At 34.5% G+C, this 24,979-nt stretch carries 28 protein-coding genes, 2 pseudogenes and 1 riboswitch; of the genes and pseudogenes, 24 read left to right on the forward strand and 6 right to left on the reverse strand.

The features are described 5' to 3' along the window. Together Q0410_RS01320 and Q0410_RS01325 are read right to left on the reverse strand one after the other, a co-directional pair. Positions 1–290: pseudogene (locus tag Q0410_RS01320) on the reverse strand (heavy metal translocating P-type ATPase); the annotation flags it as partial. A 70-nt stretch (positions 291–360) separates the two neighbouring features. Next, positions 361–810, reverse strand: a complete 450-nt coding sequence (locus Q0410_RS01325; RefSeq protein ID WP_299032043.1) for a CopY/TcrY family copper transport repressor — start codon at positions 808–810, stop codon at positions 361–363. A gap of 676 nt (positions 811–1,486) precedes the next feature. Here Q0410_RS01325 and Q0410_RS01330 point away from each other — a divergent pair. The 3 genes from Q0410_RS01330 (at position 1,487) to Q0410_RS01340 (ending at position 2,741) form a co-directional block, all read left to right on the forward strand. After that, positions 1,487–1,720, forward strand: coding sequence for a hypothetical protein (locus Q0410_RS01330; protein WP_299032046.1), 234 nt, complete (start codon positions 1,487–1,489; stop codon positions 1,718–1,720). 104 nt (positions 1,721–1,824) lie between these two features. Next, a complete protein-coding gene (locus tag Q0410_RS01335) occupies positions 1,825–2,049 on the forward strand; it encodes a hypothetical protein (protein WP_299032049.1) in 225 nt (74 codons plus the stop codon). A gap of 182 nt (positions 2,050–2,231) precedes the next feature. Then, entirely contained in the window at positions 2,232–2,741 is a 510-nt protein-coding gene (locus tag Q0410_RS01340; protein WP_299032052.1) for a type 1 glutamine amidotransferase domain-containing protein, read from the forward strand. Positions 2,742–3,176: 435 nt separating this feature from the next. On the opposite strand, the gene Q0410_RS01345 is transcribed toward Q0410_RS01340, so the two are convergent. Further along, positions 3,177–3,650, reverse strand: coding sequence for a M20 family metallopeptidase (locus tag Q0410_RS01345; RefSeq protein WP_299032055.1), 474 nt, complete (start codon positions 3,648–3,650; stop codon positions 3,177–3,179). A gap of 30 nt (positions 3,651–3,680) precedes the next feature. Here Q0410_RS01345 and Q0410_RS01350 point away from each other — a divergent pair. The 16 genes and pseudogenes from Q0410_RS01350 to Q0410_RS01425 form a co-directional block, all read left to right on the forward strand. Further along, a pseudogene (locus tag Q0410_RS01350) lies at positions 3,681–4,016 on the forward strand (FtsX-like permease family protein); the annotation flags it as partial. A 126-nt stretch (positions 4,017–4,142) separates the two neighbouring features. Next, a complete protein-coding gene (locus Q0410_RS01355) occupies positions 4,143–4,355 on the forward strand; it encodes a helix-turn-helix transcriptional regulator (RefSeq protein ID WP_299032061.1) in 213 nt (70 codons plus the stop codon). Continuing rightward, a complete protein-coding gene (locus Q0410_RS01360) occupies positions 4,345–4,737 on the forward strand; it encodes a DUF2178 domain-containing protein (RefSeq protein ID WP_299032064.1) in 393 nt (130 codons plus the stop codon). The genes Q0410_RS01355 and Q0410_RS01360 overlap by 11 nt, the downstream gene beginning before the upstream one ends. 281 nt (positions 4,738–5,018) lie before the next feature. Beyond that, positions 5,019–5,276, forward strand: a complete 258-nt coding sequence (locus Q0410_RS01365) for a helix-turn-helix domain-containing protein (protein WP_299032128.1) — start codon at positions 5,019–5,021, stop codon at positions 5,274–5,276. 433 nt (positions 5,277–5,709) lie between these two features. Next, positions 5,710–6,396 (forward strand): Crp/Fnr family transcriptional regulator, encoded by a 687-nt coding sequence (locus tag Q0410_RS01370; RefSeq protein ID WP_299032066.1) that lies wholly within the window; start codon positions 5,710–5,712, stop codon positions 6,394–6,396. Positions 6,397–6,471: 75 nt separating this feature from the next. After that, entirely contained in the window at positions 6,472–7,173 is a 702-nt protein-coding gene (locus Q0410_RS01375) for a DUF542 domain-containing protein (protein ID WP_299032069.1), read from the forward strand. Beyond that, positions 7,173–8,384 (forward strand): MBL fold metallo-hydrolase, encoded by a 1,212-nt coding sequence (locus Q0410_RS01380; protein ID WP_299032072.1) that lies wholly within the window; start codon positions 7,173–7,175, stop codon positions 8,382–8,384. Before Q0410_RS01375 ends, Q0410_RS01380 begins: the two co-directional genes overlap by 1 nt. 132 nt (positions 8,385–8,516) lie before the next feature. Then, positions 8,517–8,720 (forward strand): hypothetical protein, encoded by a 204-nt coding sequence (locus Q0410_RS01385; RefSeq protein ID WP_299032075.1) that lies wholly within the window; start codon positions 8,517–8,519, stop codon positions 8,718–8,720. A gap of 230 nt (positions 8,721–8,950) precedes the next feature. Next, the gene (locus Q0410_RS01390; protein ID WP_299032078.1) at positions 8,951–9,229 is read left to right on the forward strand and encodes a hypothetical protein; all 279 of its coding nucleotides are present in this window, start codon (positions 8,951–8,953) and stop codon (positions 9,227–9,229) included. A 470-nt stretch (positions 9,230–9,699) separates the two neighbouring features. Continuing rightward, positions 9,700–10,374: a hydrogenase nickel incorporation protein HypB gene (gene hypB / locus Q0410_RS01395; RefSeq protein ID WP_299032081.1), complete on the forward strand. Its 675-nt coding sequence runs from the start codon at positions 9,700–9,702 to the stop codon at positions 10,372–10,374. Between the two features lie 8 nt (positions 10,375–10,382). Next, on the forward strand, positions 10,383–10,727 hold the full coding sequence (locus Q0410_RS01400; protein WP_299032085.1) for a hydrogenase maturation nickel metallochaperone HypA: 345 nt from the start codon (positions 10,383–10,385) through the stop codon (positions 10,725–10,727). 12 nt (positions 10,728–10,739) lie between these two features. After that, positions 10,740–13,514 (forward strand): FAD-dependent oxidoreductase, encoded by a 2,775-nt coding sequence (locus tag Q0410_RS01405; protein ID WP_299032088.1) that lies wholly within the window; start codon positions 10,740–10,742, stop codon positions 13,512–13,514. A gap of 206 nt (positions 13,515–13,720) precedes the next feature. Beyond that, positions 13,721–13,990, forward strand: a complete 270-nt coding sequence (locus Q0410_RS01410) for a hypothetical protein (RefSeq protein ID WP_299032091.1) — start codon at positions 13,721–13,723, stop codon at positions 13,988–13,990. Between the two features lie 242 nt (positions 13,991–14,232). Continuing rightward, the gene (locus tag Q0410_RS01415) at positions 14,233–14,430 is read left to right on the forward strand and encodes a hypothetical protein (RefSeq protein ID WP_299032094.1); all 198 of its coding nucleotides are present in this window, start codon (positions 14,233–14,235) and stop codon (positions 14,428–14,430) included. A 9-nt stretch (positions 14,431–14,439) separates the two neighbouring features. Next, positions 14,440–15,198, forward strand: a complete 759-nt coding sequence (locus Q0410_RS01420; RefSeq protein WP_299032097.1) for an EFR1 family ferrodoxin — start codon at positions 14,440–14,442, stop codon at positions 15,196–15,198. A gap of 94 nt (positions 15,199–15,292) precedes the next feature. Next, positions 15,293–15,613 (forward strand): glutaredoxin, encoded by a 321-nt coding sequence (locus Q0410_RS01425; protein WP_299032100.1) that lies wholly within the window; start codon positions 15,293–15,295, stop codon positions 15,611–15,613. 45 nt (positions 15,614–15,658) lie between these two features. Here the strand turns inward: Q0410_RS01425 and Q0410_RS01430 are convergent, their stop codons facing one another. Both Q0410_RS01430 and Q0410_RS01435 read right to left on the reverse strand, forming a co-directional pair. Next, positions 15,659–17,308 carry a DEAD/DEAH box helicase gene (locus Q0410_RS01430; RefSeq protein ID WP_299032103.1) on the reverse strand — a complete coding sequence of 550 codons (1,650 nt, stop codon included), beginning with the start codon at positions 17,306–17,308 and terminating at the stop codon, positions 15,659–15,661. A gap of 57 nt (positions 17,309–17,365) precedes the next feature. Then, the gene (locus tag Q0410_RS01435; protein WP_299032106.1) at positions 17,366–18,421 is read right to left on the reverse strand and encodes a CaiB/BaiF CoA-transferase family protein; all 1,056 of its coding nucleotides are present in this window, start codon (positions 18,419–18,421) and stop codon (positions 17,366–17,368) included. A 99-nt stretch (positions 18,422–18,520) separates the two neighbouring features. On the opposite strand from Q0410_RS01435, the gene Q0410_RS01440 reads away from it, so the two are divergent. After that, complete coding sequence (locus Q0410_RS01440; protein WP_299032110.1) at positions 18,521–18,943, forward strand: hypothetical protein; 423 nt, start codon at positions 18,521–18,523, stop codon at positions 18,941–18,943. Positions 18,944–19,346: 403 nt separating this feature from the next. Here the strand turns inward: Q0410_RS01440 and Q0410_RS01445 are convergent, their stop codons facing one another. Then, entirely contained in the window at positions 19,347–20,735 is a 1,389-nt protein-coding gene (locus tag Q0410_RS01445) for a sodium-dependent transporter (RefSeq protein WP_299032113.1), read from the reverse strand. 157 nt (positions 20,736–20,892) lie between these two features. Between Q0410_RS01445 and Q0410_RS01450 the strand changes: the two genes are divergently transcribed. The 4 genes from Q0410_RS01450 (at position 20,893) to Q0410_RS01465 (ending at position 24,264) form a co-directional block, all read left to right on the forward strand. Continuing rightward, positions 20,893–21,318: a DUF523 domain-containing protein gene (locus Q0410_RS01450; RefSeq protein WP_299032116.1), complete on the forward strand. Its 426-nt coding sequence runs from the start codon at positions 20,893–20,895 to the stop codon at positions 21,316–21,318. A 27-nt stretch (positions 21,319–21,345) separates the two neighbouring features. Continuing rightward, positions 21,346–21,439, forward strand: a riboswitch (TPP riboswitch). A 30-nt stretch (positions 21,440–21,469) separates the two neighbouring features. After that, positions 21,470–22,147, forward strand: a complete 678-nt coding sequence (tenA, locus tag Q0410_RS01455) for a thiaminase II (RefSeq protein ID WP_299032119.1) — start codon at positions 21,470–21,472, stop codon at positions 22,145–22,147. 143 nt (positions 22,148–22,290) lie between these two features. Beyond that, the gene (locus tag Q0410_RS01460; protein WP_299032122.1) at positions 22,291–22,989 is read left to right on the forward strand and encodes a cysteine hydrolase family protein; all 699 of its coding nucleotides are present in this window, start codon (positions 22,291–22,293) and stop codon (positions 22,987–22,989) included. A gap of 96 nt (positions 22,990–23,085) precedes the next feature. After that, entirely contained in the window at positions 23,086–24,264 is a 1,179-nt protein-coding gene (locus Q0410_RS01465; RefSeq protein WP_299032125.1) for a YcjF family protein, read from the forward strand. The last annotated feature ends 715 nt before the right edge of the window (positions 24,265–24,979 follow it).

Below are 24,979 nucleotides of genomic sequence, written 5' to 3' on the forward strand. Positions count from 1 at the left end.
TGATAGAATGGACGTCCACCATAAATAATTAATATAGTAGATAAAATAGCTACTATAATATCAGAATATGGAAAAGTAAACTGGAATGGTAGCTCAAATCCATACATAGGGGATAAGAGCATAATAATAATTCCTAGTGGCAATGACTTTAAGAATAGTTCCTTAAAGTTTCCGTGATTATGATGCTCATGCCCTCCGTGTCTGCCGTGTTCATGACCCGCATGATGATCGTGATGTTTATGGTCTCCATGTTGTTCCATTTTGCTATTGTTGTGTTTTAAGTGATTCATATCGCCGTGATTATGATGACGGTGAGACGAATGTTTGTTGTTATTCTTCATTTTTAATTCCTCCTTATGCTTAATGATGATGTAAATGACACTCGCATTGTCCTTCTGGACAATTGCAATCCACTTCTTCTACTGCGAAAGATTTTTTCATCTCTAATATTCTTTCTAATCGATCTATATCATCGAAGCTTAAAACATGATCTTCAATGATGCTTCCTATTACATTTCCGACTTTCTTATTGCAAATACGGTTAAAAATATCTTCTACATAATCCCTTACGGCTTCTTTCTCTTCAATATTGGCAGTGTAAATAAACTTTCTACCTTCTTGATCTGTATTTAGTACGCCTTTTTCAACTAATCGACCTAAGATTGTTTTGATAGTGGATTGTGTCCAGTCCATTTTTTCTTTCAATACGGAAATGACTTTTTTACTTGTTACTCGGTCATTTGCCCAAACTACACGCATGACTTCCCATTCAGCATCTGTGATATGAGTATTATATACTATTGCACCCATTATCTTTCCCTCCTTTCAGTTTACAATTGTAGACTTAATACTTAAAATAAGTTTACTTTTGTAAACTTATCTTGTCAAGTATTTTTAATAAATGTAAGCAACGATTATTAAGTTTTTTTCCAATTTCTTCCCAGTATGCTTTATGAGGTTATCATTGCTTTACATTTATCGCTTTTTTAATTCCTTATTTTTAATAATATAATAGATATGATGATACCTTTTCTGAATTTATTGTTTGGCTAAATATATAGTCATAAATTTCACAAATTCTACCTTTTCATTTTTCATGGTAGTTTGGTTTAATTCACTTCAGGAACTTTACTCAAAATTTGTAGATTTATTAAAATGAAAGTTGTGCAATTGATTCATCTTATTAAGAAAAATTTGGAGAAGTTTTTTACAAGAATATAGGGGCTATTGTTTAAAAATAGTGACTATGTAAGGTTTACAACCAATTTTTATTCGGTGCTTTTATCCAATGGGTTTAATGGGCTAAAACTTTGAGATGGTGTTAAGAATCAAGGATTAAAATTAAAAAGTGATTTTATGTAAATTGGTTATTGTGCAAGTTTCGAGGGTTATATAGTAATAAATTTAAAATTTGTCTTTATATAAAGGTTATAGGAGAAATCTTTACACAATAACTATAAAGCTTGAAATATGAATGTAAGAAAAGGTGATAGAATCAAGTTTAGTTGATAAGATAAAAGTGAATAAAGATTTATTCTTAGATGCTTTTGCAATTTCTAAAGTTTTAATCATAGTACCATTAAGAGTTGCCAGATATACTTGGAAAGAAGAGATAGAAGGGTGGTCCCACCCTGATATCTTAAAGTATTCAGTATTAATAGATAGTGAAGAAGAAAGAATAAAAGTAGTAGATATATTCCTAAGAACGAGGCTTTCCTAAAAATTGAAATTTTGTCAATACTGACTACCCAATCCGCGTGGAGACTGTGGTATTGATGATAAAAATTGACAAAAACATATAGTGTAGTACACAAGTAGGACAAAATGAAAACTATAAGATTATTATATCCAGATTATATTAGTGGCGGATTGGATACCTATTATTTTGGAGCCAAGCTTCTTCAATATATTCTTCCTCAAAACAAGAACCAACCTATTATTGATGTTGATATCGTGCCATCTAATGGAGAAGAAAAGCCAATAACAAATGGAATTTTAGGAGAGGAAGAGGTACTATATGGTATCGAAAATGCAAAAATAGAATTATGAAGGAATCTCCAGATAGAATAATTACAATTAGTGGTAACTGTATAGTTTCTTTAGCTCCATCTGATAGGTATAAAATCTCTTAATAGACATAGGTTAGCACCACTAGAATTTCATTAAATGTTTAAAATCAATGGATTGGGTATACATATATTGTAATCGTAATGAAGATTAAGGAGATTTAAATGAAAAAAGTCGCAGTATTATTAGAAAATAATTTTGAAGAAAGCGAATTACTATATCCATACCACAGACTTAGAGAAGACTACGAAGTAGTTTTAGTTGGAACAGAAGCTGATACAGAGTATGTAGGAAAATCTGGTGGCCTAAAAGTAAAATCAGACATAGCAAGCTCTGACGCTAAGGTAAGCGAATTTGATGGTATCTATATACCAGGTGGTTTTTCACCAGATGGTATGAGACAATGCCAGGCGACAGTAGACTTTGTAAAAGAAGCACACGAAGCTGGCAAAAAGATAGCAGCTATATGCCACGCACCTTGGGTACTAGTAGAAGCAGATATCCTAAAGGGTGTAAGGGCAACATCAGTTAAAGCTGTAAGTACAGATGTTAAAAATGCTGGTGCAAACTGGGTTGATGAAGAAACTGTAGTAGATAATAACATTATTACTGCTAGAAATCCTAAAGATCTACCTGTACATGTTAAAACCTTTGTAGAAGAAATAGAAAAGTAAGCGAGAACTTAGAAGGGATAGTGTAAATGTCCCTTTATAGAAAAAGACGGGGAAAGTAAATATCCTCGTCTTTTTCTGATTCAATTTAATTAAAATAAAACATAAATAAAAAAGTATCCAAGATAATATTAAAGTAAGATTTATAGAAATTGTAATTAAAAAGATAAACTTTGTATTTGACCAAGAAAAAAGAAATACCCACTTCAATGAGGTTTTGAAGATCTTATATAATGGAAATCTAAACTAGAAATCTACAGTCAATACCTAATGTCAGGATCTAATATAGGAAAATAGGTTAAAGATTTGATAAAACTTTTAACTACTAATAACTTGCCCCTATATATGAATACAGCTAGCTCTGCTAAAAATCATACATAGGGCCTTAACTTCGTTTATTAGTTTACAATAAAAATTAGATTTATTAAAACCGAGATATTATTCTTTAAAATATTCCACCGCATATCTAATAAAGTACTCAGTGCCTATCTTAAAAGAACTCTCATCTATATTAAACTTTGAGTTGTGGTGGGGATATCCATAGCCTTCCTTTAATGCACCTAGGGTCATCAAGGCTCCAGGTATGTTTAGGAGGTATTTGGCAAAGTCTTCTCCACCCATACGTGGCTCAATTTTTACAAGGCCGTCATCACCAACTATCTCCCTTAAAACTTCTTGACCAAATTCAGCTGTCTCCTTATCGTTTATAGTAGCTGGTGTACCAAAGTTATATTTAAACTTGTAACCAGCCCTATTTGACTCACAAACCCCTCTGATAATTCTTTCCAAGATTTCTGGAAACTTTTCACGAAGTTCGTTATCAAAGGTTCTTGTAGTACCCAAAAGTTTTGCAGTATCTGGGATTACATTTTCGCTATTACCAGAATTGAAGGCTGTAATAGATAAGACCATCTTGCACTAAATTTTACAAATGGATATGCCTCTATAAATTCAAGTTTGATGGCAAGGAAAAGAGAAATAGGAAATTTATACTCCATAGGTATGGAAAAAACTGATTTAGAAAAATTATTAAAACAAGAATTTGTATTTGAACAAATAAAATCATTTGTTTTAGCAATACTAGTGACTTTTGTTGTTATTACAATCATGTCAATAATTTCATCTGGATATAATTTTTATGTATTCTTAAAATACTACAATCACCTAGCATTTTTAGGATTTGCATTAGTAGTTTATGCAATAAATTTATTAATCTATCACTTATCCCTAAAGAGAATTCTAGATAGACCAACAATTGACTTAATTAGAACAGAATAAATTAATCAAACAGCTCTTAATTAGGCTGTTTTTCTTTTGAAAATAAATGGAAAGTATACTTGACATAAAATAAAAATCTTAATATAATATATGTAAAGCTAGCTTGACATTTGGAGGTAGATCAATGTGAAAAATAACTTAGAAGAAATTAGAAAAGAAAAGGGGATTACCCAAGAGGACTTAGCAAAAATCCTTGAAGTATCAAGGCAGACAGTAGGTTCTCTAGAAAATGGGAGGTACAATCCATCAATTATTTTAGCTTTTAAGATTGCAAGGTATTTTGAAATGGCAATCGAGGATATTTTTATCTATGAGGAGGAAAATGATAATGAAAAATAAGAAAATTTGGTATTTGGGTTATGTGATTGGATTTGTTAGTTTGCTGGCCTTATTTATTGTTAAAGATAATAAGATTTTAGAAAGAGTACTTCCTTTTATTTTTAGTGTTAGTATATCTATATCATTTGTTATGACAATGCACAACAAAAAGATGGAGAAAGATCCTTCGTATAGGATAAGTATTAATGATGAAAGAAATGAAAAAATTAGAGATAAGGTGAATGCTGCAGTCACACCTGTTTTTATCCTTATCATGGGTATAGTTTCTGTGATTTGTTTTTCTATAGATGCAGTTTTACCTGCTATTATCCTAGCTTTGGGAGTCTTTTCATATCCTGTTATAACATTTTTCGTAAGCCATTATTACGAGAAAAGATACTAGGTAATTAAATTTCGTTTTTAAATTAACTATTATAATTTATATTGACAAGTATCGAGTATCAATATAATTAAATTAACAATATCGATACTCGACACTAAAGGAGGTTGTTCAATGGATTCTTTAAGAAGTATGAATAATGTTTGACATATATTGAAGAGCACTTAATAGAGGAAATTGACTATAGTGAAGTATCTAAAATTGCTTACTGTTCGGAGTATCATTTTAAGAGGATGTTTTCATTTTTAGCAGGCATAGGTTTATCATAATATATTCGAAGAAGACTGTCGTTGGCTGCAATTGATTTGAAAGATAAGGACTTGAGAATAATTGATGTAGCAGTCAAATATGGCTATAATTCGGCTGATTCATTTTCCCGTGCTTTTCATTCCCTGCATGGTATTCTCCCTTCTGAGGCAAGGAGTGAGAATACACAATTAAAAGCAATCTCAGATGAAGAACCAATGGGTATTATTAGTGCTTCCACTAATTTTCAGAAGGAGGAATGGAAAAAAGGAACAATAGTTATTCACAATTTGTAACAGCCTTTTTTGTAAACGGTACGATTGGTGGATATGTTCCCGCATACAACTTTTTCATTAAAAATCGCAAATATATCAATTCTATCAACTCGTCCCATGTGGAAGCCATTTCTCATCTTAAAAAATAATACTATAATAGGACTTTAGGAGTTAGGTTAAAATCTTAAGGTCTTATTTTGTAAATGTCAGCGGTGACAAAAAATTTGACAGAAGACTATATTTTAAGCTGAGTACTTACAAAATAAATAAAACAGATAAAGAATGATATAATGAATAATTGAATTATTATTTTAAGACTTTAGGACAATTAGTTTCTCTAGAGTCTTTTATTTTTGGGTATTTATATATTAATTAATGAAATATTAAAAGCTTAAATCAATATGTAAATTAGAAAAATGGTCTAGCCTATAGATATTATATAAGGGAGAATTTGATGCAAACTTGTAAACATTGCCAAGAAAAAGGGAAGTGTCTCTCTAAAATCAAACTTTTTAATAAGCTTGGTGTAGATGAATCAAAAAATATTTATTTATCAGCAGTTCATAAGGATTTAGAAAAAGGTGAAAGTTTATTTTTTAATGGCGATCTAGTTGATAAAATTATTGTAATTAGGTATGTTAAAATTAAATCCTCAACCTATGATGATGAGGGGAGAGAAAGTATCAGTAAGATTTATGTGGGAGGTGACATAATAGGAGAGAATTCAATTTTCTTAGATAATTCCTATACATCTAATGGAGTTGCAATAGAAAATACAGGAATTTGTCAAATTGATAAGACGATTCTTAGGAAAATTTTAATCAAAGACCATGATTTTTCTCTAAACTTGATAAAATCACTAAGCAAAAAACTCTATGAAACTGAAAAACTTTTAGAAATTTTGTCTTTAAAAGATTCATATACTAGACTAGGAGCATTTTTGCTGTATAGAGCGAGGATGACAAATGATAGCTATATAAGTCTCAATCAAGAGAATATTGCTTCGTCAATTAATATGACTAGGGAAACCGTTTCTAGGAAATTATCTCAAATGGAAAAAGAGGGATATATCGAAAACATTGCTTATAAAAAGATAAGAATTAAAAATCTAGATGCCTTAATTGAATTAACAAATATGTAAAAGTGTGATATACAACACAGAAAATTATTTAATCTTCCTTTACAATATAATTAGCTAGTAAAAAAGGAGGATAAAATGATAGGTATTGATACTAAGATAGAAGACCTAGTTAAGACAGATACGAATATGATAGATTTTTTTAATAAGGAGAAGATTGACTTTTGTTGCAATGGCCATATGACTATTGAAGAGGTTGCAAGAGAAAAAAACATCGATGCAAATGATCTTGCTAAAAAAATTCAAGGAGCTATTAAGTCCGATAATTCTGATACAGAAGGTATAATGAATCTAGATGATTTTAAGAATTTAGATATAAAAGAGATGATAGACTCTTTAATCATAGATCATCACAAAAGAGAAAGAGATTTGCTTTTTGAAATAGATCCATTATTAAATAAAATCCTATCTGTTCATTTCGCACATCATGGTGAGGAATTGATGAAGCTTCATTCTCTTTTCGCAGACCTTAAGAAGGAATTAGAAGAACACTTTGTAAAAGAAGAAGAAATTACTTTCCCACTAATGTTAGAAAATGAATCACCTAGCCAAGAAGTAATCAAAAAAGTTGAAGAATTAGAAACTGACCATGAAGAGGCGGGAGATATTATCAAGGAAATGATAGAACTAACCGATTGGTTTAATCCGCCAGAAGATGCCTGCAGAACATATGTGCATACATTTAATTTGCTAGAAAAGCTAGTAAAGGATGTATTTATCCATATATTCAAAGAAAATTCTATAATGTTTGAAAAATATAGGGAAAATGGAGGAAAATAATGAAGAAACAAATAAAAAATAATGTATATTGGGTTGGTAAAATCGATTGGGAACTACAGGAATTCCATGGGAGTGAATTTTCTGTTCACCATGGCTCTAGCCAAAATGCATACCTAATACAAGAAGAAAAAACTGTATTGATAGATACAGTCTGGACACCTCATAAAGAGGAGTTTGTTAAAAATCTCAAAACAGAAATTGACCTAAAGGAAATTGATTACATTGTAATTAATCACGGAGAACCAGACCATTCTGGATCACTTGTAGAGATCATGGAAGAAATTCCAAATACACCGATTTATTGTACAGCCAATGGAAAGAAATCTCTAATTGGCCAGTACCACCATCCAGAATGGGACTATAGGGTAGTTAAGACTGGTGATTCTGTGGATATAGGAGGTGGCAAGCAATTAGTTTTTGTAGAAATGACCATGCTTCATTGGCCAGACTCAATGGCAACATATATGACTGGCGATAATATCCTGTTTTCAAACGATGCCTTTGGCCAACACTATGCCCTAAGTGAACTTTTCAATGACAAGGCAGATCCAACCATCCTTTGGAATGAAGCTATGAAATATTATGCTAATATATTGACACCTTTCTCAAGTTTTGCAAAAAAGAAAATTGAGGAAATTGTTGCAATGAACCTTCCTATAGATATTATAGCAACAAGCCATGGAAGCATCTGGAGAGAAAATGCTCTAGAGATAGTACAGAAATATGCTGAGTGGGCTGATAACTATAAGGAAGATCAAGTAACAGTTATCTATGATTCAATGTGGGGAGCAACTAAAAAAATAGCCCACAAAATTGCAGATGATATTAGAGAAATTTCACCATCTACCAGGACCAAAGTCTTATCAGTTGCAGAAATGGATAGAAATGATATTATGACAGAAGTCTTTAGATCAAAAGCAATAGCTGTCGGTTCTCCAACAGTTGGCAGGTCTTCTATCACAACCATATCTGGCTGGCTACACTTCCTAAAAGAGCTTAAATTTAAAGATAAAGTAGCGGGAGTCTTCGGATCTTATGGTTGGTCTGGAGAAGGGAATAAGGTCTTAAGAGAAGAACTTAAAGAAGCAGGATTTGAACTTATAGACGAAGAAATAAAAGCTTCATGGATGCCAGAAGATGACTTTTTGGAAGGAACTGTGAAATTTTCGAAAGCCCTTCTTGATGCCTCAACTTTAGAAAAAAATAAGTAAATCTTAGAAATAGTTAATAACATTTATCCAAGCCTTAAGAAGGGTTTGGATTGATTTCTATTTGGCATAGATTAACCGGCTATAAAAATAATACATCAAACTAAAGAAGGTGTAATTAAAAAATCTGAAAGAATGGAACTTGTAAAAAAATTATTCCCAACAATTGTTATCGAGATAATAATAATTTATGTTATAATGAAAGCAGTAAAGCAATCAAAAAATTGCATTGAGACTGATATAAAGACTTATTTTACAGAAGTTATTGCTTTGGGAGTGGAGCTGGGAGCTTCATTTGGAATAGCCCTGGAACGCTTTTGGGATTATAAATTGGCATGAATAACCCGAATAATGATAAATAATATAAACCCCAATGTATTGATTTGCTTAATATGTTGGGATTTTTTAATGATTTTTAAGAAAGGTAGATCTATGGGAAAGATAATTGAATTTCCTGATGAAAAAAACTTAGGGAGAAACTAAAAAAGCTTAGGGAAAGTTTAGAGAAGCTTCTATTAGAAAGGGACAATCTTTATTTCGTAGTTTGTGAAAATATTAAAACCCAATATATGCTGATTTTTGGCGGTCTTGAATACAAGGTATTTTCTGCTTTTTGTAAGTATCATAGACTTAGAAGAAAGAAGGCTTTGATCCAGGCGAGGATTAATCGCAAAGAGAAAATTGATTTATCAGAAATTGAATCCATACTTGATGTAGAATTTGCTGATTATAAAGAAAAACTAGACTGTAAGATGGATGAAATTAATCGTGCAATTAGTCGTTTGCATTTAAAGCTTTTATCTGAAAAAGATGTAATTTTGCTAAAAAATTATATAGAAAAATTGTGAGAAGCTTGCACCCTGACCTTAATCCAGACCTTTCTGACAGACAGAAAGACTTATTCTACAATCTAATTGGAAGAAATTTAGGGATGGATTTGAATTTACCTACCACGATAAAGATGCGATTATAAGTATTGGAGAAGAACTTTTGATTGGTTTTTTGGGAAATGAAAAAATATTTTCTTATAAAGATAAGGGCATTAATGCTGGAATCTTTGATGGGAAAAGTTTTGCAGAGATTTGGATTGGCTCTTTATAAATAAGTTTTAAAAAGGACGGTTTAGGATAAGCATAGGCAAGTCTAGATAGATAAAATTTGTCTCAAAAACTTTTACTTACTGATGAATTAAATATGAAAACAATTTCTATTGACTAAATCATAAAAAGATTATATACTAGAAGTAGATTACTTATTGATTAATCTATTTAAAATTAATTAATCTATGATAGATAAGTATTTTCACAAAGGAGTTAATATGGATGAAGTAAAAGTCATAGAGGTAAAAAAGAGTATAGAGGCTGATAATAATGCCTTGGCTAGCCAAATAAGAAATAAATTAAGCGAAGAAAAAACCTTGCTTTTAAATCTAATGTCTTCACCAGGATCTGGAAAGACAACGACATTGGTATCTACTTTGACTAAATTAAAAGATAAGTGGAAAATAGCAGTTGTAGAAGCGGACGTCGATTCTACAGTAGATGCAAAGACTATCTTAGATGCAGGAATTGATGCCATTCAACTACATACTGGCGGAATGTGTCATATGGACGCGGTGATGACCCAACAAGCTTTAGATGAATTAGCGGGAGAAAAACAAGATCTTATTATCTTAGAAAATATTGGTAATTTAATTTGTACAGCAGGATTTGATGTTGGTGCCCATCTAAATATCAATATCTTATCAGTTCCTGAAGGCGATGACAAACCTCTAAAGTATCCTAAGATGTTTGAGAAGACAAATTTGGTTTTGGTTAATAAAATTGATGCTATGGAATTTTTCGATTTTGATAAATCAAAGTTTGAAGAAAACGTATACATGAGAAATCCAAAGGCAAGAATTATTTATATTTCAGCAAAAACTGGGGAAAATATAGATGAATTTGTTAAGTGGCTTGAAGATGAGCTAGTTAAACATACAAGCGGTGCTTAGGTGTACTTATGCATGAATTAGGAATTGTCGTTCATATCATACGCTCTGTCGAAGAAATTGCTGAGGAAAATAAGGTCCAATCAATTAAGAAAGTTACTTTAGAAATCGGAGAAGTTTCAGGAGTCATTCACCATTACCTATATGATTGTTGGAAATGGTCTGTCGAAAAAACAGAACTACTAAAGGGTGCAGAACTAGTTATTGAGGATATAAAAGCTTTGACTTATTGTACAAATTGTGGACACTTATATTCGACTATCGAATATGCCAAGACTTGTCCTTATTGTCATAGTGATGAAACATATTTATATTGTGGTAATGAAATGAATATAAAAGAAATAGAGGTTATATAAAGGGGTGTAAGTATGGATAATTATAACAAGGATCCTCTAGCTGGATTTTATCCAGATTGGGTAGATGAGGTAGATCAGCCACGCAAGGTCATTTTAGACTTGGGCAAAATGATTACAAATAATGTCAGGGTAAAACTTGGCTTTCAAAAGTTAAACAAATATGACCCTGAATATTGGGGATTAGCAACACTTTTAACTGATGAGCAAGCTGAAATTGCTTTAAAGATGAAGCTAAGAAAACCAAGGACAATGGAAGAAATCAAAAAGTTGACTGGTCTAGATGAAGCTTATCTAGAAGAACAGTTGCAAGAGATGTCCATAATGGGAATTCTAGAATATAACTGGGAAAATCCAACAAGGACAAAGCAATGGATTGTGCCAATGTTTGTGCCAGGAAGTGCTGAATTTACCAATATGAATAAGGATATTTTAAAAGAGTATCCAGAGATGGCTCGTTTCTTTGAAAGAATGAGTAGATTACCTCTCGAGAAGGTAAGTCCTATGGTGCCTCCTGGGGGAGCTGGTGTTGGTCTTCATGTAATTCCAGTGGAAAAGGCTATTGAATCAGAAAACCAAGCCATTTCTATTGAAAAAATATCACATTGGCTAGATAAATACGATGGACAATATGCAGCAAGTCCGTGTTCTTGCAGACTTTCAAGACAAGTTTATGACGAAGGTTGTGCAGATGATCCTGAGGGTTGGTGTATTGCCGTTGGAGATATGGCAAATTATGTTGTAGAGACAAATAAAGGTGGACGATACATAACCAGAGATAAGGTCTATGAAATTTTACAACAAGCAGAGGACAACGGTTTTGTCCACCAGATAACAAATATAGATGGTGAAGATAAGATCTTTGCTATTTGTAACTGTAATGTGAATGTGTGTTATGCTTTGAGAACTTCACAATTATTTAACACACCAAATCTTTCTAGAAGTGCCTATGTGGCAAGAGTTGAGAAAAAAGACTGTGTAGCTTGCGGCAAATGTGTGGAAGTTTGCCCAGCAGGGGCTGTTAAATTAGGACAGAAATTCTGTAAAAAAGATGGCCAAGAAATTGAATACCCAAGAGTTCCTCTTCCATCAGAAGTGAAGTGGGGACCACATATGTGGAATGAAAATTACAGAGATGATAATAGAATCAATTGCTATGATACAGGTACATCTCCATGTAAGACTGCATGTCCAGCGCATATAGCTGTCCAAGGCTATCTAAAATTAGCAGCTCAAGGGAAATTTAAAGAAGCACTAGCACTTATCAAACAAGATAATCCACTACCAGCAATTTGTGGACGTATTTGCAATAGAAGGTGCGAAGATGAATGTACGAGAGGAACAATCGACTCACCAATTGCTATAGATGAAGTTAAGAAATTTATTGCTGAAATGGACCTTAATCCTGAAACCAGATACATACCTGAAAAAATTGTTCCTTCCCTAAGAGGATGTTTCCCTGAAAAAGTAGCAATTATAGGTTCTGGACCTGCGGGCCTTAGCTGTGCATTTTTTCTTGCGAAAATGGGCTATTCACCAGTTATTTTTGAGAAAAATGAATCACCTGGTGGTATGCTACGCTACGGCATTCCAAGTTTTAAACTTGAAAAAGATGTTATTGAAGCCGAAATTGATATTATCAAGAAAATGGGTGTTGAAATTAAAACAGGTATTGAAGTAGGTAAAGATGTAAGCTTGGATGAATTAAGAAAGCAAGGTTATAAAGCATTTTATATTGCCATCGGCTGCCAAGGCGGAAGAAAATCTGGAATTCCTGGTGAAGATTCAGAAGGCGTGATGAGTGCTGTTGAATTCTTAAGGACTGCTTTAGAAGACGAAACTTATCCTGTTAAGGGCAAAACTGTAGTCATTGGCGGTGGAAATGTTGCTATAGATGTAGCAAGAGTATCTGCTAGGTGCGGTTCTGATCAAGTAGAGATGTTCTGCCTAGAATCACGTGATACCATGCCTGCAGCTGAAGAAGAGATTGCCGAAGCCTTAGAGGATAAGGTCAAAATAAACTGTGGTTGGGGTCCAAAAGAGATCCTATCTCAAAATGGAAAGGTGACAGGAGTTGTATTTAAGCGTTGTCTATCAGTATTTGATGATGAAGGGAAATTCTCACCTCTATATGACGATGAAGATACAATCACAATCCCTTGCGACCATGTTATGCTATCTATTGGGCAGAGTATAATTTGGGGTGATTTATTAGAAAATACCAAAGTTGAGCTTGGCAGAGGAGAAATCGCCCTAGCTGACCCATTAACCTATCAAACATATGAAGAAGATATATTTGTAGGTGGAGATGTCTATACTGGTCCTAAATTTGCAATAGATGCAATTGCTCAAGGTAGGGAAGGGGCCATTTCTATGCACAGATTTGTTCAAGAAAATTCTAGCTTGACCATAGGAAGAAATAGAAGAGATTTTAAAGAATTCGATAAGGAAAATTTCTTATTAGGTGATTATGATAGGGCAGATCGTCAAGTTCCAGCAAATAAGAAGGTTGAAGGAGAATTATCCTTTAGAGATACATCACAAACATTCACAAAAGAACAGGTAATGATTGAAACTTCAAGGTGCTTAGATTGTGGGATGAGTATTGTAGATCCAAATAAATGTATAGGCTGTGGTGTCTGCACCACCAAATGTGAGTTTGACGCAATCAAACTCCACAGGGAAAGACCAGAGTGCTCAACTATGATTAAGAGTGAGAAAAAAATACCAACCTTACTATCTTATGGAGCTAAGCAAGCTATAAAAATTAAATTTTCTAAAAAGAATTAAATATAAAGACTTGTGACTAAATAGGCCACGATAATAATAGAAAAAGTATCACCCCAAGTTTAGCTAAAACAAAGGGGTTCTATAATAAATCGTGTTGGTAGAAGTAAATGATACTTCTGTCAGCACGATTTTTTTGTAAAAAAGAAGACATATTTAATCATTTACCCTATAATTAAATTAACCACAACTTAAAAAGGAGATTAAATATGTCTAACAATTATTTTATTACAAATTTACTAAATATCAAAGATAAAAACCTAAATTTTTCTGATGGAATATACCACAAAGTTATTAAGGGTGTAACATATACAGTTCTAACAGCTAAAGAAGAAGGTTGGGATGACGAAAATAACAGGGCAGGCGAAGATTACAAATATTATGATAAGCTAATTATAAAAGACTTAGATTCAAATATTATAGAAGAAAAGATTGGCAGTCTCCACCAAAGCCAAGACGGGACATGGTGGCTTGCTTAGAAAAATGCAAATATAGATATATTCTTAATCGATTATGATATTTATAGGGCTAATCCGAACTGGTGGTTAGAAAAAACCGATATTTTCTTAAAGCCAGGATTAAGATTTAGGGCAAGCTTTGAAAGTGACCAGTCAAATATTTTAGAAAGTTTGTTTTTTATGATAGCAAGCTTAAGATTAATAGAGAAAAGTATCTGACAAATGTTGATTGCCTTATAAGTAAGAAAATGATAAGAGATTTTATGGAAAATTATAAAGTAAAATTAGGAGATGACATAGCTTATTATAGTACATTTTTCACACTTGAAATTTGCCATCAGTACTGCAGCGTCTACCACGGAAGCGAGATATATTTATCAGGTTTGAATGATGATGAACTAAAAAATGTTTTCGAGATTGTAAAGCCATTAAAAAAGTATTTGAAAATTGATTTTAGCTAAGGGGTTAAGATGATATTATATTTTTCAGCAACTGGCAATAGCAAATATTTGGCAAATAAGCTTGGAGATAGGTTAGATGACGAGGTTGTCGATTTATTTGCTTATATGAGAGAAGGAAGACATGAGACTTTCATATCAGATAAGCCCTTCGTTTTGGTATCTCCTACATATTCTTGGAGGGTGCCGAGATTTTTATCAGCATATTTGTCTAAATGTAATTTTAGGGGGTTTAGGGACTTTTATGTGGTTATGGACTATGGGGATTCTTGTGGCAATGCCTATATGTTTATAAAAGAAGACATAGAAAAACTCGGCCTTAATTTTAGGGGCCTATATGGGATTAGGATGCCAGAAAATTATGTCATGCTTTTTGATCTAGAAGCTGATGAAGTCAATAGACGAATAATAGGAGAAAGCACTAGGGAAATTGAACAAATCTCCACTTATATAAAAAACAAAGAAACTTTTCCTAAGAAAAAAGTAGGACTTTTAGGAAAATTGCAATCAGCTCTTATAAACCCAATCTTTTTCAAATTTATTGTCAAGGATAGGGACTTTTATGCGACTGATGAGTGTATATCTTGCGGCCTATGCAAAAAGGTCTGTGTTTTAAATAATATTTCTTATCAAAATAGTAAGCCTATTTGGAATGGCAAATGCACCCATTGTTCAGCCTGTATTTCTAAATGTCCTGTGGCCGCTATTGAATACGGCAAGAAAACCCAGGGTAAGAAAGCTTATCTTTTGAGTAAAATTTGGGATAAATAGTAGGTTCTTATATGATTTTCAGCTCTTTTTTGATAAGAGTTTTTAAAAATGTTTTTTGGGTAACATTATAGTAGAGGAAAAGGAAAGGATTGTTATGAGAAAAGAAATTAAAAGAGAATGGGATTTTGAACTTTATTTCAAACCAGACTGTCCATTTTGCCTTAAAGTTATGAACTTCTTTAAGGAAAATGACATCATCAAATTCCCTTCATACAATATTGAAGATGCGACTTCTGGCTATGAAAACCAAGATAAGCTAATTGAGGCAGGCGGCAAGGTTCAAGTACCTTGTATAGTTATAGACGGCAGGGCCATGTATGAGTCAGACGATATCATAGCCTATGCTAAAGAAAACTTCCTAGAAAAGGCCAAGGAAAACAAGGCTAAGAGAAAAGAAGTTTTGAAATCTGAATAAGCAAAAAAGTGATGGATCCTTGTATTTCAAGGTCCATCACTTTTTTTAGTTCTTAGCTTCTTCTATTTTTACTTTTTTGCCGAAGATTTTTTTGTTATCAAGACCCCTGATACAGTCGTAGACGACGCTTTTTTCTACATCTACAAAACTATAGGATTTTTGTATCCTTATCTGGCCAATCTTTTTATTTGGCACATGGGCGAGCCTATTTAGAGCCTTTATTATCTTATCCTTACTAAACTTATCCATCTTGCCCCTGTTTATAAAGAGGGTGGCCATGTTTTCGTCCTTGTACTTATTTTTTCTTGACTTTGACTTTGACTTTTTAGCTGGGGTGTCTACACCAGTTATCTTATCGTGGTGGTCTAGACTATCTTTATTTAGCCTATCAACTAGGAGGACTTGGGAGATTATAAAGGGATCGTAGCCCTTTTCCATAAGTCTAACAAGGATTGACTTTTCCTTTTCTAGACTTGTAAAAGAATCTAGTTTTTCTACTATGTCATCAATTATGGCTACTTCCTGGCTCCTATCCATCTGGACTAGGCTTGGGATCTGAGTTTGTTTGATATCTGCCTTGGTATATTTTTCTATCTGTCTTAGCCTATTATTATCCTTGCCAGCTATAAGGGAATAGGAAAGCCCACTCCTACCAGCTCTAGCAGTCCTACCTATCCTATGAACATAGTATTCATCAAGCTGAGGTAGGTCGTAGTTAATAACTAGGTCCACATCATCTACATCAAGACCTCTGGCTGCTATATCTGTTGCCACAAGGATATCTATGGTATTGTTCCTAAACTTTTTCATTACAAAATCTCTTTGCCCCTGTTTGAGATCTCCGTGGAGGCCATCGACAAGGTAGGATTTTTTGCTAAGAGATTCTACAAGCCTATCTACCTTTCTTTTTGTATTACAAAAGACAATGGCAAGCCTTGGCTGGTTTATTTCTAAAAGTCTAGTTAGAGTTTCTTCCTTTTCGTTTTCCTTTAGACTTATATAATATTGGTCAATCCTATTTACAGTTAACTCCTTTGCCTTGATCTTGACCGTAACAGGATTTTCTTGGTAGATTTTAGAAAATTCTGTTATTTGCGCGCCCATAGTAGCAGAGAAAAAACAAGTCTGTCTGTCGTTATTTGTAGCATCGAGGATAATTTTCATATCATCCCTAAAGCCCATATCAAACATCTCATCAGCCTCGTCAAGGACTACTATTTTTAGCTTGTCAAGTTTTAAGACCTTTCTTCTCATAAGGTCCATAAGCCTACCAGGGGTGCCGACGACTATTTCTATACCCTTTTTAAGGGATTTTATCTGCCTTACGATTTGGGTGCCCCCATAAACTGAAAGGACCTTGATCTCTTTTTTATACCTAGCAAGATTTTTTATCTCTCCTGCCACTTGCATACAAAGCTCCCTGGTAGGGCAGAGGATAAGGGCCTGGGTTATGCCATTTGCTTCTACTCTTTCTAAAATTGGGATAGAAAAAGCTGCAGTCTTGCCTGTGCCGGTTTGAGCTTGGCCTATCAGGTCACGTCCTTCTAGGAGGGGTGGTATGGTTTCTTTTTGGATAGGAGAAGGGTTTTTAAAACCCATGTCTGCTATCGCTTTTAATATTTCATCTGTTAATTCTAATTCTTTAAATTCCACTATATTTTCCTTTTCTCTTTCAATAAAAAAAGCAGTCGTCATTAGACAACTGCCAAATACTATAGGTATTATACCCCTATTTGTTATAAATTACGATTTTTATTTAAACTTTATAGGGTTTGCATAGACATTAATTTCCTCGCCATCTATATTTATAGTCTTAACTGTTTGCCTTTCTTTGGTATTTTCGCTATGGACTAGGGCTTCCTTAATATCTAGGACGGGCTCAACGCAACAATCAGCGTCTTTAAATATTGTCATCCATTCATCTCTAGTTTTTTCCTTGAAAATTTCCCTTAAAATTTCTTTTTTCTCCTCATAGTCAGGACAGACACACCCTGCCTCTATCCAGTCTTCCTTGCCAATGATTTTACAAAATCTTTCAAAAAACTTTGGCTCTAGGGCTCCCATGCTTAGGTATTTATTATCCTTTGTTTCATAAAAATCATAGAGGGATCCACCATTTAGGAAGTCTCCTTCTCTTTTTGGATTTATCCCATTTATCATAGCACCAGCGCCTGCCATGGTATTAAAAGGAATCACGCTATCAAGGATAGAGACATCTATATAAGAGCCTTCTCCAGTTGTATTTCTCTTATTTAGGGCAGCAAGGATACCTATTATTGCGTTTTGGGCAGATGCCATATCTGCTATTTGCATTCCATAAAGGACTGGGCCAGTTTCCTTCCTACCAGAGTGGCTCATGAGACCAGACAGAGCTAGGAAATTTATATCATGACCTGCCTTATCCTTATGAGATCCATCTTGGCCGTAGCCAGTTAGGCTTAGGTAGATTATGTCATCCTTGATTTCATTTATATCCTCATAGGTAAGACCAAACTTGGCCATAACACCAGGTCTAAATTGCTCAATTATACAGTTGTATCCTTCTTCTTTAATCAGTCTTTTTATTTCTTTTTTACCAGACTCTTCTTTTAGGTTTAGGAAAATTTCTTCCTTTTGGTTATTTAACCAAGCCCTGTTGGCTGTAAGACCCTTTTCGGTTTTAGGACCTGATTCTAAAACCAAATCCTTTCTATTAGGGGCAGAAATTTTTAAAACCTTAGCTCCCATTTCAGCAATACTCCAGGTTGCGTAAGGTCCTGGAAGTAGGGTTGTAAAATCAAGTATTTTTAAATTTTCTAATAAATTCATAATATCCTCTTTTCTTTATATTAATAATTTACCCATTAGTCTCATATTTAAAATCTGATATAATATTATTAGGAGATTAATCCGTTTTTAGGAGGATTTATGGAGTACTTAGTAATTTTAATGTTTTTAGGCTTTGCAATTTTCAATCTAATAGAAAGTAAGGAGATGAAAATCAGAATAGATATAAGACCTATTTATAATATTATATTGGTGACATCTGGGATTTTGTTTATAATAATGGCTTATAAAATAGGAAGGGGAATAGAATCTGGTATTACAGCAGTTTCTGCCCTGTTTTATCTTTACACATCAATTTATTGTCAAGGAATCGGTGAAGATGGTTTTTATGTTTTACCTGGAAAATCAAATATTAGGGAAATTACTTTTTCTGATATAAGAAATATTAAGATCGATAAGGAAAATTATAAGCTTGAGATTTATGCAGATTCTACAAGCTATAAGCAAAAGTATAAGAAAGAAGATTTCCCTGAAGTCCTTGCCCTTGTAGAAAGTTTTAAATAAAAAACTGTGAGATGACCTAAATCCGGGATGAACTTGGGATAAGGAAGGCTAGGTTTGAAAGTAAATATAACTCCCTACCATATTTATTATATTGACAAGGCTAGAGGTCTCTCCACTCGCTCCGCTCGGTCGAGACGGGGGTGTGAGCTCTGCTTGGTCGAGAAGGGAAGAGGTCGGTAGTGTAAATAACCAAAGATTTAGATAAAAAATCGCCCCAAAAGGAGCGATTCACAGCGTCAACAAAGTATATAAACCTACGCCATTCCGACAGAGAAGCCGTTAGGCTTCGACGAGGAATCCCATAAATTTGGGGTTTGTATGATGGTTATTTGTTTTTGATTGATAAAACAAACAAATGGTTTGATTTGTTAACAGCTTTAATCGCCCCAAAAGGAGCGATTTTTTAGTAGGTAAAAATACCTGTTGATATTAAAAATAGGATAAACATTATTACTGGCAAGAAGTACTTGATCATTATTATATAAAGACCCTTTCTTCTAAATTTCTTGCCACCGTGCTCTACTTCTTCTATAACCCAGTCTGGCTTCATTATCCAACCTACAAAGATAGACGATAGGAAGGCTATTAGAGGCATCATGCAGCTATTAGATATATAGTCCATTATATCTAGAAGCTGGCCAGTAGAGCCGTTTGGCAAGCTGACTTCTACATAAAACTTGCTATAGCCTAGGGCAATTACTGCTGTGGCTACTAGGTAGATAAGAGATAGAACAAGGGTAGTTGTTTGTCTTTTTGTATCCAAGATTTCTATAGTATTTGCAACAATTGATTCAAGTACTGATATACAAGAGGTGAGAGCTGCAAAACCTGCTAGGATAAAAAACACTAGTCCTATTATCCTACCTGCTGCACCCATTTGGAAAAATACTTTTGGTAGGGAAATAAACATAAGGCCAGGACCTGCTGACATACCCTCAACACCCAAAAATACAAAGACTGCTGGTATTATCATAACACCTGCAAGCATGGCTACAAAGGAGTCCATGATTTCTATTATAGATACAGACTTGGCTAGGTCTACATCTTTTTTTACATAAGAGCCATAGGTTATCATAATTCCCATCGATACTGAAAGAGAGAAAAATAACTGACTCATGGCATCTAGGGCGATTTGTAAAAACCTACCCACAGTCATTCCACTAAAATCTGGTTTTAAGTAAAAAGCGAGACCTTGAAGACCAGTCCTTACTTCACCTGTAGCAGTAGTTTCTTTTAGGGTAAGGGAGAAAAGAGCTATGCCAAGCACCATTACCAAAAGTACTGGCATGATAATCTTAGAAACCCTCTCTATACCTTTTTCAACCCCACCAAAAACGATAAGGGCTGTTAGAGCCATAAAGATAAGGCTTACATAAACAGATATATTTGATGAAATAAAGCTAGAAAAGTATGACTCATCGGCTGCAAGTCTAACCTCACCTGTCAAAAACAACTTTATGTAATTTAAAATCCATCCGCCTATAACTGCGTAATAGGTCATGATGATAACTGGTACAAAAAAGGTAAAAATACCCAAAAACTTCCACTTAGACTTCATAGATTGGTAGGCATAGATTGCACTTTTACCTGTCCTACGGCCTATGGCAAGGTCTGTGGTAAGGAGGGCAAAACCTACAGTAAACACCAAAAGCAAGTATATAATGAGGAAGACTCCTCCTCCGTCTTTAGCTGCTAGATAGGGAAAACGCCAAAGATTGCCTACGCCAACAGCAGAACCTGCTGCAGCAAAAATAAAACCAAGCTGGCCCGTAAATCCTTTATGTTCTTTCATAATAATTCCTCTCTTCATATATAAATTAATAAGCCTATCATACCTCCTAAATTAATAATTAAAAGTTTTTTTTAATTTTTTTCCATTATTTTTAGGGTAAAATGTTAGTAAGGATAAAAAATACCTATAAATTATATGCAAAAGATGAGGTGGTTAGATGAAAATTGCAGTGAGTGCTTGTCTTTTGGGAGCAAATACTAAATACAATGGTGGGAATAATTACTCATCAAAATTAGAAAGACTTTTAAAAGACCATGAGGTGATTTCTCTTTGCCCAGAGGTCATGGGAGGCCTTCCTACACCTAGAGATCCAGCGGAGATAGTAGCTGGCAAGGTCCTTACTAAAGAAGGAAGGTCAGTTGACAAAGAGTTTAGAAGAGGAGCCGAGAAATCCCTAGATATAGTAAATGAGAGTGGTGTAGAATTGGTTATATTAAAATCAAAAAGCCCATCTTGTGGGGTAGGTCAAATTTATGACGGGTCTTTTTCTGGGAGACTAGTAGATGGGGATGGGATTTTTGCAAGACTTTTAAAAAAAGAAGGGATAAGAGTTATAAATATTGATGAATTTTTAAAGATTTGATAAAAAGCCCTATCTTCGATATAATATCACTAACACAAGGGGTGCTTTAGCTGAGACGAGAAATCGAACTCTTATACCTGATCTAGTTAAGACTAGCGTAGGGATGTGGACTAAGCGAATATTCTCCTTGTGAATACAAGGAGGTTTTTTTATGTCAGAAAAATTCACAGATAGGATATATCCAAAAATCAAGGGGATATGGGATGCATGCCTAAATCATCCCTTTGTCCAAGGTATGGGTGATGGAAGTCTTGACCTTGAGAAATTTAAGCACTGGGTCAAGCAAGACTATGTCTACCTTATAGAATACGCTAGGCTATTTGCTATAGGTACAGCAAAGGCCCATGATTTGGAGACCATGAATTCTTTTGCCAAGGGTCTTGACGGGGTCTTATTTATGGAAATGGACCTTCACAAATCCTATGCCAAGACTTTTGGCATAAGTATAGAAGATTTGGAAAAAACAGAAAATTCAGCAATAAACACTGCCTACACTTCTTATATGCTCAACAAAGCCCAGGCAGGTGGGGTAGAAAATGTAGCCGCAGCCCTTCTTGCATGTTCTTGGTGCTATAGCTATATAGGTCTCAACCTAGCCCAAATCCCAGGAGCCTTAGAAAATGAAAACTACGGATCATGGATAGAAATGTACTCATCAGATGACTTTACAGACTTAAATGATAATGCCATGGCTCTTATAAACAAACTTGCAGCAGGCAAACCAGAAAGAGAGCTAGAGATTTTAGAAGAGATAGTAGTAAAGACAGGCATGTTTGAACTAATGTTTTGGGACATGTGCTATAACCAAGACACTTGGCCAGAAATATAAAATATCCTAGTAACTGTCAGGAAAATACTCATGAAGTCAACTTTGTGGGTGTTTTTTGTTTTAAGGATCTTTGTGTTATAATATAAACTAAGAAAGCGTTTTACTAGATTATTTATTTAGTAGAATAATAAATGGAGGTATGTATGAAATTAGACAGACAATTTGTATCAAAGTATTACGAGCATGTAGAAGATTTTCCTGACCTAGATATAGACCTATCTAAAACAATCCTTTTAATAATTGACTACCAAAACGAGTTTTGCCTAACAGATTTTGGGGAAGCCAAGGAGTTTAAAGAGCAAGGCTTGTGGGATGCTTGGAAGCCATATTTTGATAAAATGCACAAGGTTGCTCTTCCCAATACAAAAAAAGTTTTGGATTATTTTAGGGAAAATGACCTACTAGTATCCTACGGTCTAATTGCCTGCCAAAGAGAAGACGGAAGAGATCGCTCTCCTGTCCAAAAATCTGAAGGCTGGAACAATATGCTCATGCCAGTAAATTCCTATGCGGCAGAAGTAGTAGATCCCCTAAAACCAATCAAAGATGAAATTGTAGTCTATAAGACAACCGACTCAGTAACAACAGGCACAAATTACCTGCACCTTTTAGATAATATGGATATAGAAACTGTTGTAGTCTGTGGTATGGTTACAGACCAGTGCGTAGCCTCTACAGTAAGGGGGCTTGCAGATGCAGGCTATCAAGTAATAACCGTCCACGATGCTTGTATAGGAGCCTCTGAAGAACTACACACAGCAGAGCTAAAGATAATGAATGTTATCTATACCTATGTTTTAAGCACAGATGACACCTTGAAATTGCTAGAAGAATCAAAATAAGATTGGGGGGGCGAAAGCTCCTCTTTTATTGTCAAAATCTCACTTGTAAGTACAATATCCCTATAAAAGACGATTATAAAAAACTAAGGAGTTTATATGATAAATGACCTAGGCAAGGTTGCTCAAGAAACCATTGATGCAATCAACGAAAAAATCCAAAACCTTTCGACCTTAAATATAATAGTAGCTGGCAAGACAGGCGTAGGTAAGTCCACCCTTATAAATGCAGTTTTTAAGGACGAGTTAGCAGAAACAGGCATGGGTAGACCTGTTACTAACCACATGAGAAAGATAACAAAAAAGGATATACCTCTTGCAATTTATGACACTAGGGGCTTTGAACTCGGCAAGGACGTCCAGGACGATGTCAAAAAAGAGGTTTTTGATACGATAAATCAGGGACTTGCAACTAAGGATATAAATAAGGCCATCCATTGTATATGGTATTGCATAAATACAGCTTCAAATAGGATAGAACCAGAAGAGATAGAGTGGCTTAGAGAGTTATCTATGGAAAACCAAGTCACCCAAGTGCCGATAATAGTAGTACTAACCCAGGCAATTTCTAAGAAAAATGCAGAAAAAATGAAACAGATGATCCTTGAAGAAAACTTAGATATTATTCAAGTTATACCAGTCCTTGCCAAAGATTTTGAGATAGAAAATGTAGGAGTAGTCAAATCTTTTGGTCTTGATAAATTGATAGAAGTAATGGGCGAAGCCCTACCAGAAGAACTCCTAGACACCCTACAGCATGTACAAATAGCAAGCTTATCAGAAAAAAAGCGTCGAGCCTCTAAGGTCGTAGCTACAGCAGCCCTAGCAGCTACAGGCCAAGGGGCAGCACCCATACCCTTCGCAGACGCAGCCCTTCTAATCCCAACCCAGGTAGGAATGATTGCTTCTATTACTGTCATCTTTGGTTTTGATGTCAATAAATCAGTAATAACAGCCCTCCTATCATCAACCATAGGATCAGGAGGAGCCACCCTCTTAGGCAGGACAGTAGTGGCAAACATTATAAAACTAGTCCCAGCAGCAGGGTCCATAGCAGGCGGAGCCATATCAGCAGGCACAGCCGGAGTCATAACAGCAGCCCTAGGCACAGCCTACATCGCCTTCATGGAGCTAGTTTTTAAAGGGGAAATGGACATAGAAGACCTATCCAGCAAAAAAGGCAAAGAAACCCTAAGCAAAATCTTCAAAGAAAAGCTAAAACTAGGCAAAGAAAACCTGACAGAGATATTGAAAAATTATAAAGACTCAGAAAACTAGGTGTTTGGTAGAAAAGCTAATACCAAGACTCTCAATTGTTGTATGAGTATTAGAAGACGGTAGTTAGTAGCTACCGTTTTTTAATTTTATAAAAAATCTAATTTAGAATAATTAACCAGTCGTCGTCTTTGTGGTAGGCCTTGGCTTGTGAAGACCTAGGCTGTTCGGTTTGGGGAAGATCAGTTGATTAAAAAATTAACGATAAAATGATAATTTTTACTATTTTAATGTTTAGTGTTATAGTACATTAAATAATTGCCTATAAACTCAGTAACCAACTACAAACCCACCACTTCTCGTTTCGAGTGCGAACCAGCCCGTTGGCTCGTGGAGACCCTGTCCGGCTCGAGGAGGACCCCGTCGGCTTTGTGAGATCAAGCTTGTCCGGCTCTGGGAGGACCCTCTGGTACTCATTAAACCTGAGATATGGTAAAGGAGTCTAAAATTTATAAAACCCACATACTTATTAATGACATTAGCTCGTTGGCTCGTGGAGACTCGATACGGAACCCCATAAAATCAGGATCAATACATGCCTTGATTATATTTTTAGTCAGAATCTATCACACATATTTCCACTAACCATTATTTTTTAAAAATTTTTCAAAGTTCATACCACTCCCAATTGTTTTCCTAATCTAGACTCTCACGCGCATTTTTTAATATTCTTGACTTGAAAGTTATTTTCCCATATCATATTAATTATGCAATTTAT

The organism is uncultured Anaerococcus sp. (assembly GCF_937934665.1).
Taxonomy (GTDB): domain Bacteria; phylum Bacillota; class Clostridia; order Tissierellales; family Peptoniphilaceae; genus Anaerococcus.

What these genes read in the sequence shown, in the direction of transcription:
- Q0410_RS01325 (WP_299032043.1), bottom strand. Translation starts at nt 810, where the DNA reads ATGGGTGCAATAGTATATAATACTCATATCACAGATGCTGAATGGGAA.
- Q0410_RS01335 (WP_299032049.1), top strand. Translation starts at nt 1,825, where the DNA reads ATGAAAACTATAAGATTATTATATCCAGATTATATTAGTGGCGGATTG.
- Q0410_RS01340 (WP_299032052.1), top strand. Translation starts at nt 2,232, where the DNA reads ATGAAAAAAGTCGCAGTATTATTAGAAAATAATTTTGAAGAAAGCGAA.
- Q0410_RS01345 (WP_299032055.1), bottom strand. Translation starts at nt 3,650, where the DNA reads ATGGTCTTATCTATTACAGCCTTCAATTCTGGTAATAGCGAAAATGTA.
- Q0410_RS01360 (WP_299032064.1), top strand. Translation starts at nt 4,345, where the DNA reads ATGAAAAATAAGAAAATTTGGTATTTGGGTTATGTGATTGGATTTGTT.
- Q0410_RS01370 (WP_299032066.1), top strand. Translation starts at nt 5,710, where the DNA reads ATGCAAACTTGTAAACATTGCCAAGAAAAAGGGAAGTGTCTCTCTAAA.
- Q0410_RS01375 (WP_299032069.1), top strand. Translation starts at nt 6,472, where the DNA reads ATGATAGGTATTGATACTAAGATAGAAGACCTAGTTAAGACAGATACG.
- Q0410_RS01380 (WP_299032072.1), top strand. Translation starts at nt 7,173, where the DNA reads ATGAAGAAACAAATAAAAAATAATGTATATTGGGTTGGTAAAATCGAT.
- Q0410_RS01385 (WP_299032075.1), top strand. Translation starts at nt 8,517, where the DNA reads ATGGAACTTGTAAAAAAATTATTCCCAACAATTGTTATCGAGATAATA.
- Q0410_RS01390 (WP_299032078.1), top strand. Translation starts at nt 8,951, where the DNA reads ATGCTGATTTTTGGCGGTCTTGAATACAAGGTATTTTCTGCTTTTTGT.
- hypB (WP_299032081.1), top strand. Translation starts at nt 9,700, where the DNA reads ATGGATGAAGTAAAAGTCATAGAGGTAAAAAAGAGTATAGAGGCTGAT.
- Q0410_RS01400 (WP_299032085.1), top strand. Translation starts at nt 10,383, where the DNA reads ATGCATGAATTAGGAATTGTCGTTCATATCATACGCTCTGTCGAAGAA.
- Q0410_RS01405 (WP_299032088.1), top strand. Translation starts at nt 10,740, where the DNA reads ATGGATAATTATAACAAGGATCCTCTAGCTGGATTTTATCCAGATTGG.
- Q0410_RS01410 (WP_299032091.1), top strand. Translation starts at nt 13,721, where the DNA reads ATGTCTAACAATTATTTTATTACAAATTTACTAAATATCAAAGATAAA.
- Q0410_RS01415 (WP_299032094.1), top strand. Translation starts at nt 14,233, where the DNA reads ATGGAAAATTATAAAGTAAAATTAGGAGATGACATAGCTTATTATAGT.
- Q0410_RS01420 (WP_299032097.1), top strand. Translation starts at nt 14,440, where the DNA reads ATGATATTATATTTTTCAGCAACTGGCAATAGCAAATATTTGGCAAAT.
- Q0410_RS01425 (WP_299032100.1), top strand. Translation starts at nt 15,293, where the DNA reads ATGAGAAAAGAAATTAAAAGAGAATGGGATTTTGAACTTTATTTCAAA.
- Q0410_RS01430 (WP_299032103.1), bottom strand. Translation starts at nt 17,308, where the DNA reads ATGACGACTGCTTTTTTTATTGAAAGAGAAAAGGAAAATATAGTGGAA.
- Q0410_RS01435 (WP_299032106.1), bottom strand. Translation starts at nt 18,421, where the DNA reads ATGAATTTATTAGAAAATTTAAAAATACTTGATTTTACAACCCTACTT.
- Q0410_RS01440 (WP_299032110.1), top strand. Translation starts at nt 18,521, where the DNA reads ATGGAGTACTTAGTAATTTTAATGTTTTTAGGCTTTGCAATTTTCAAT.
- Q0410_RS01445 (WP_299032113.1), bottom strand. Translation starts at nt 20,735, where the DNA reads ATGAAAGAACATAAAGGATTTACGGGCCAGCTTGGTTTTATTTTTGCT.
- Q0410_RS01450 (WP_299032116.1), top strand. Translation starts at nt 20,893, where the DNA reads ATGAAAATTGCAGTGAGTGCTTGTCTTTTGGGAGCAAATACTAAATAC.
- tenA (WP_299032119.1), top strand. Translation starts at nt 21,470, where the DNA reads ATGTCAGAAAAATTCACAGATAGGATATATCCAAAAATCAAGGGGATA.
- Q0410_RS01460 (WP_299032122.1), top strand. Translation starts at nt 22,291, where the DNA reads ATGAAATTAGACAGACAATTTGTATCAAAGTATTACGAGCATGTAGAA.
- Q0410_RS01465 (WP_299032125.1), top strand. Translation starts at nt 23,086, where the DNA reads ATGATAAATGACCTAGGCAAGGTTGCTCAAGAAACCATTGATGCAATC.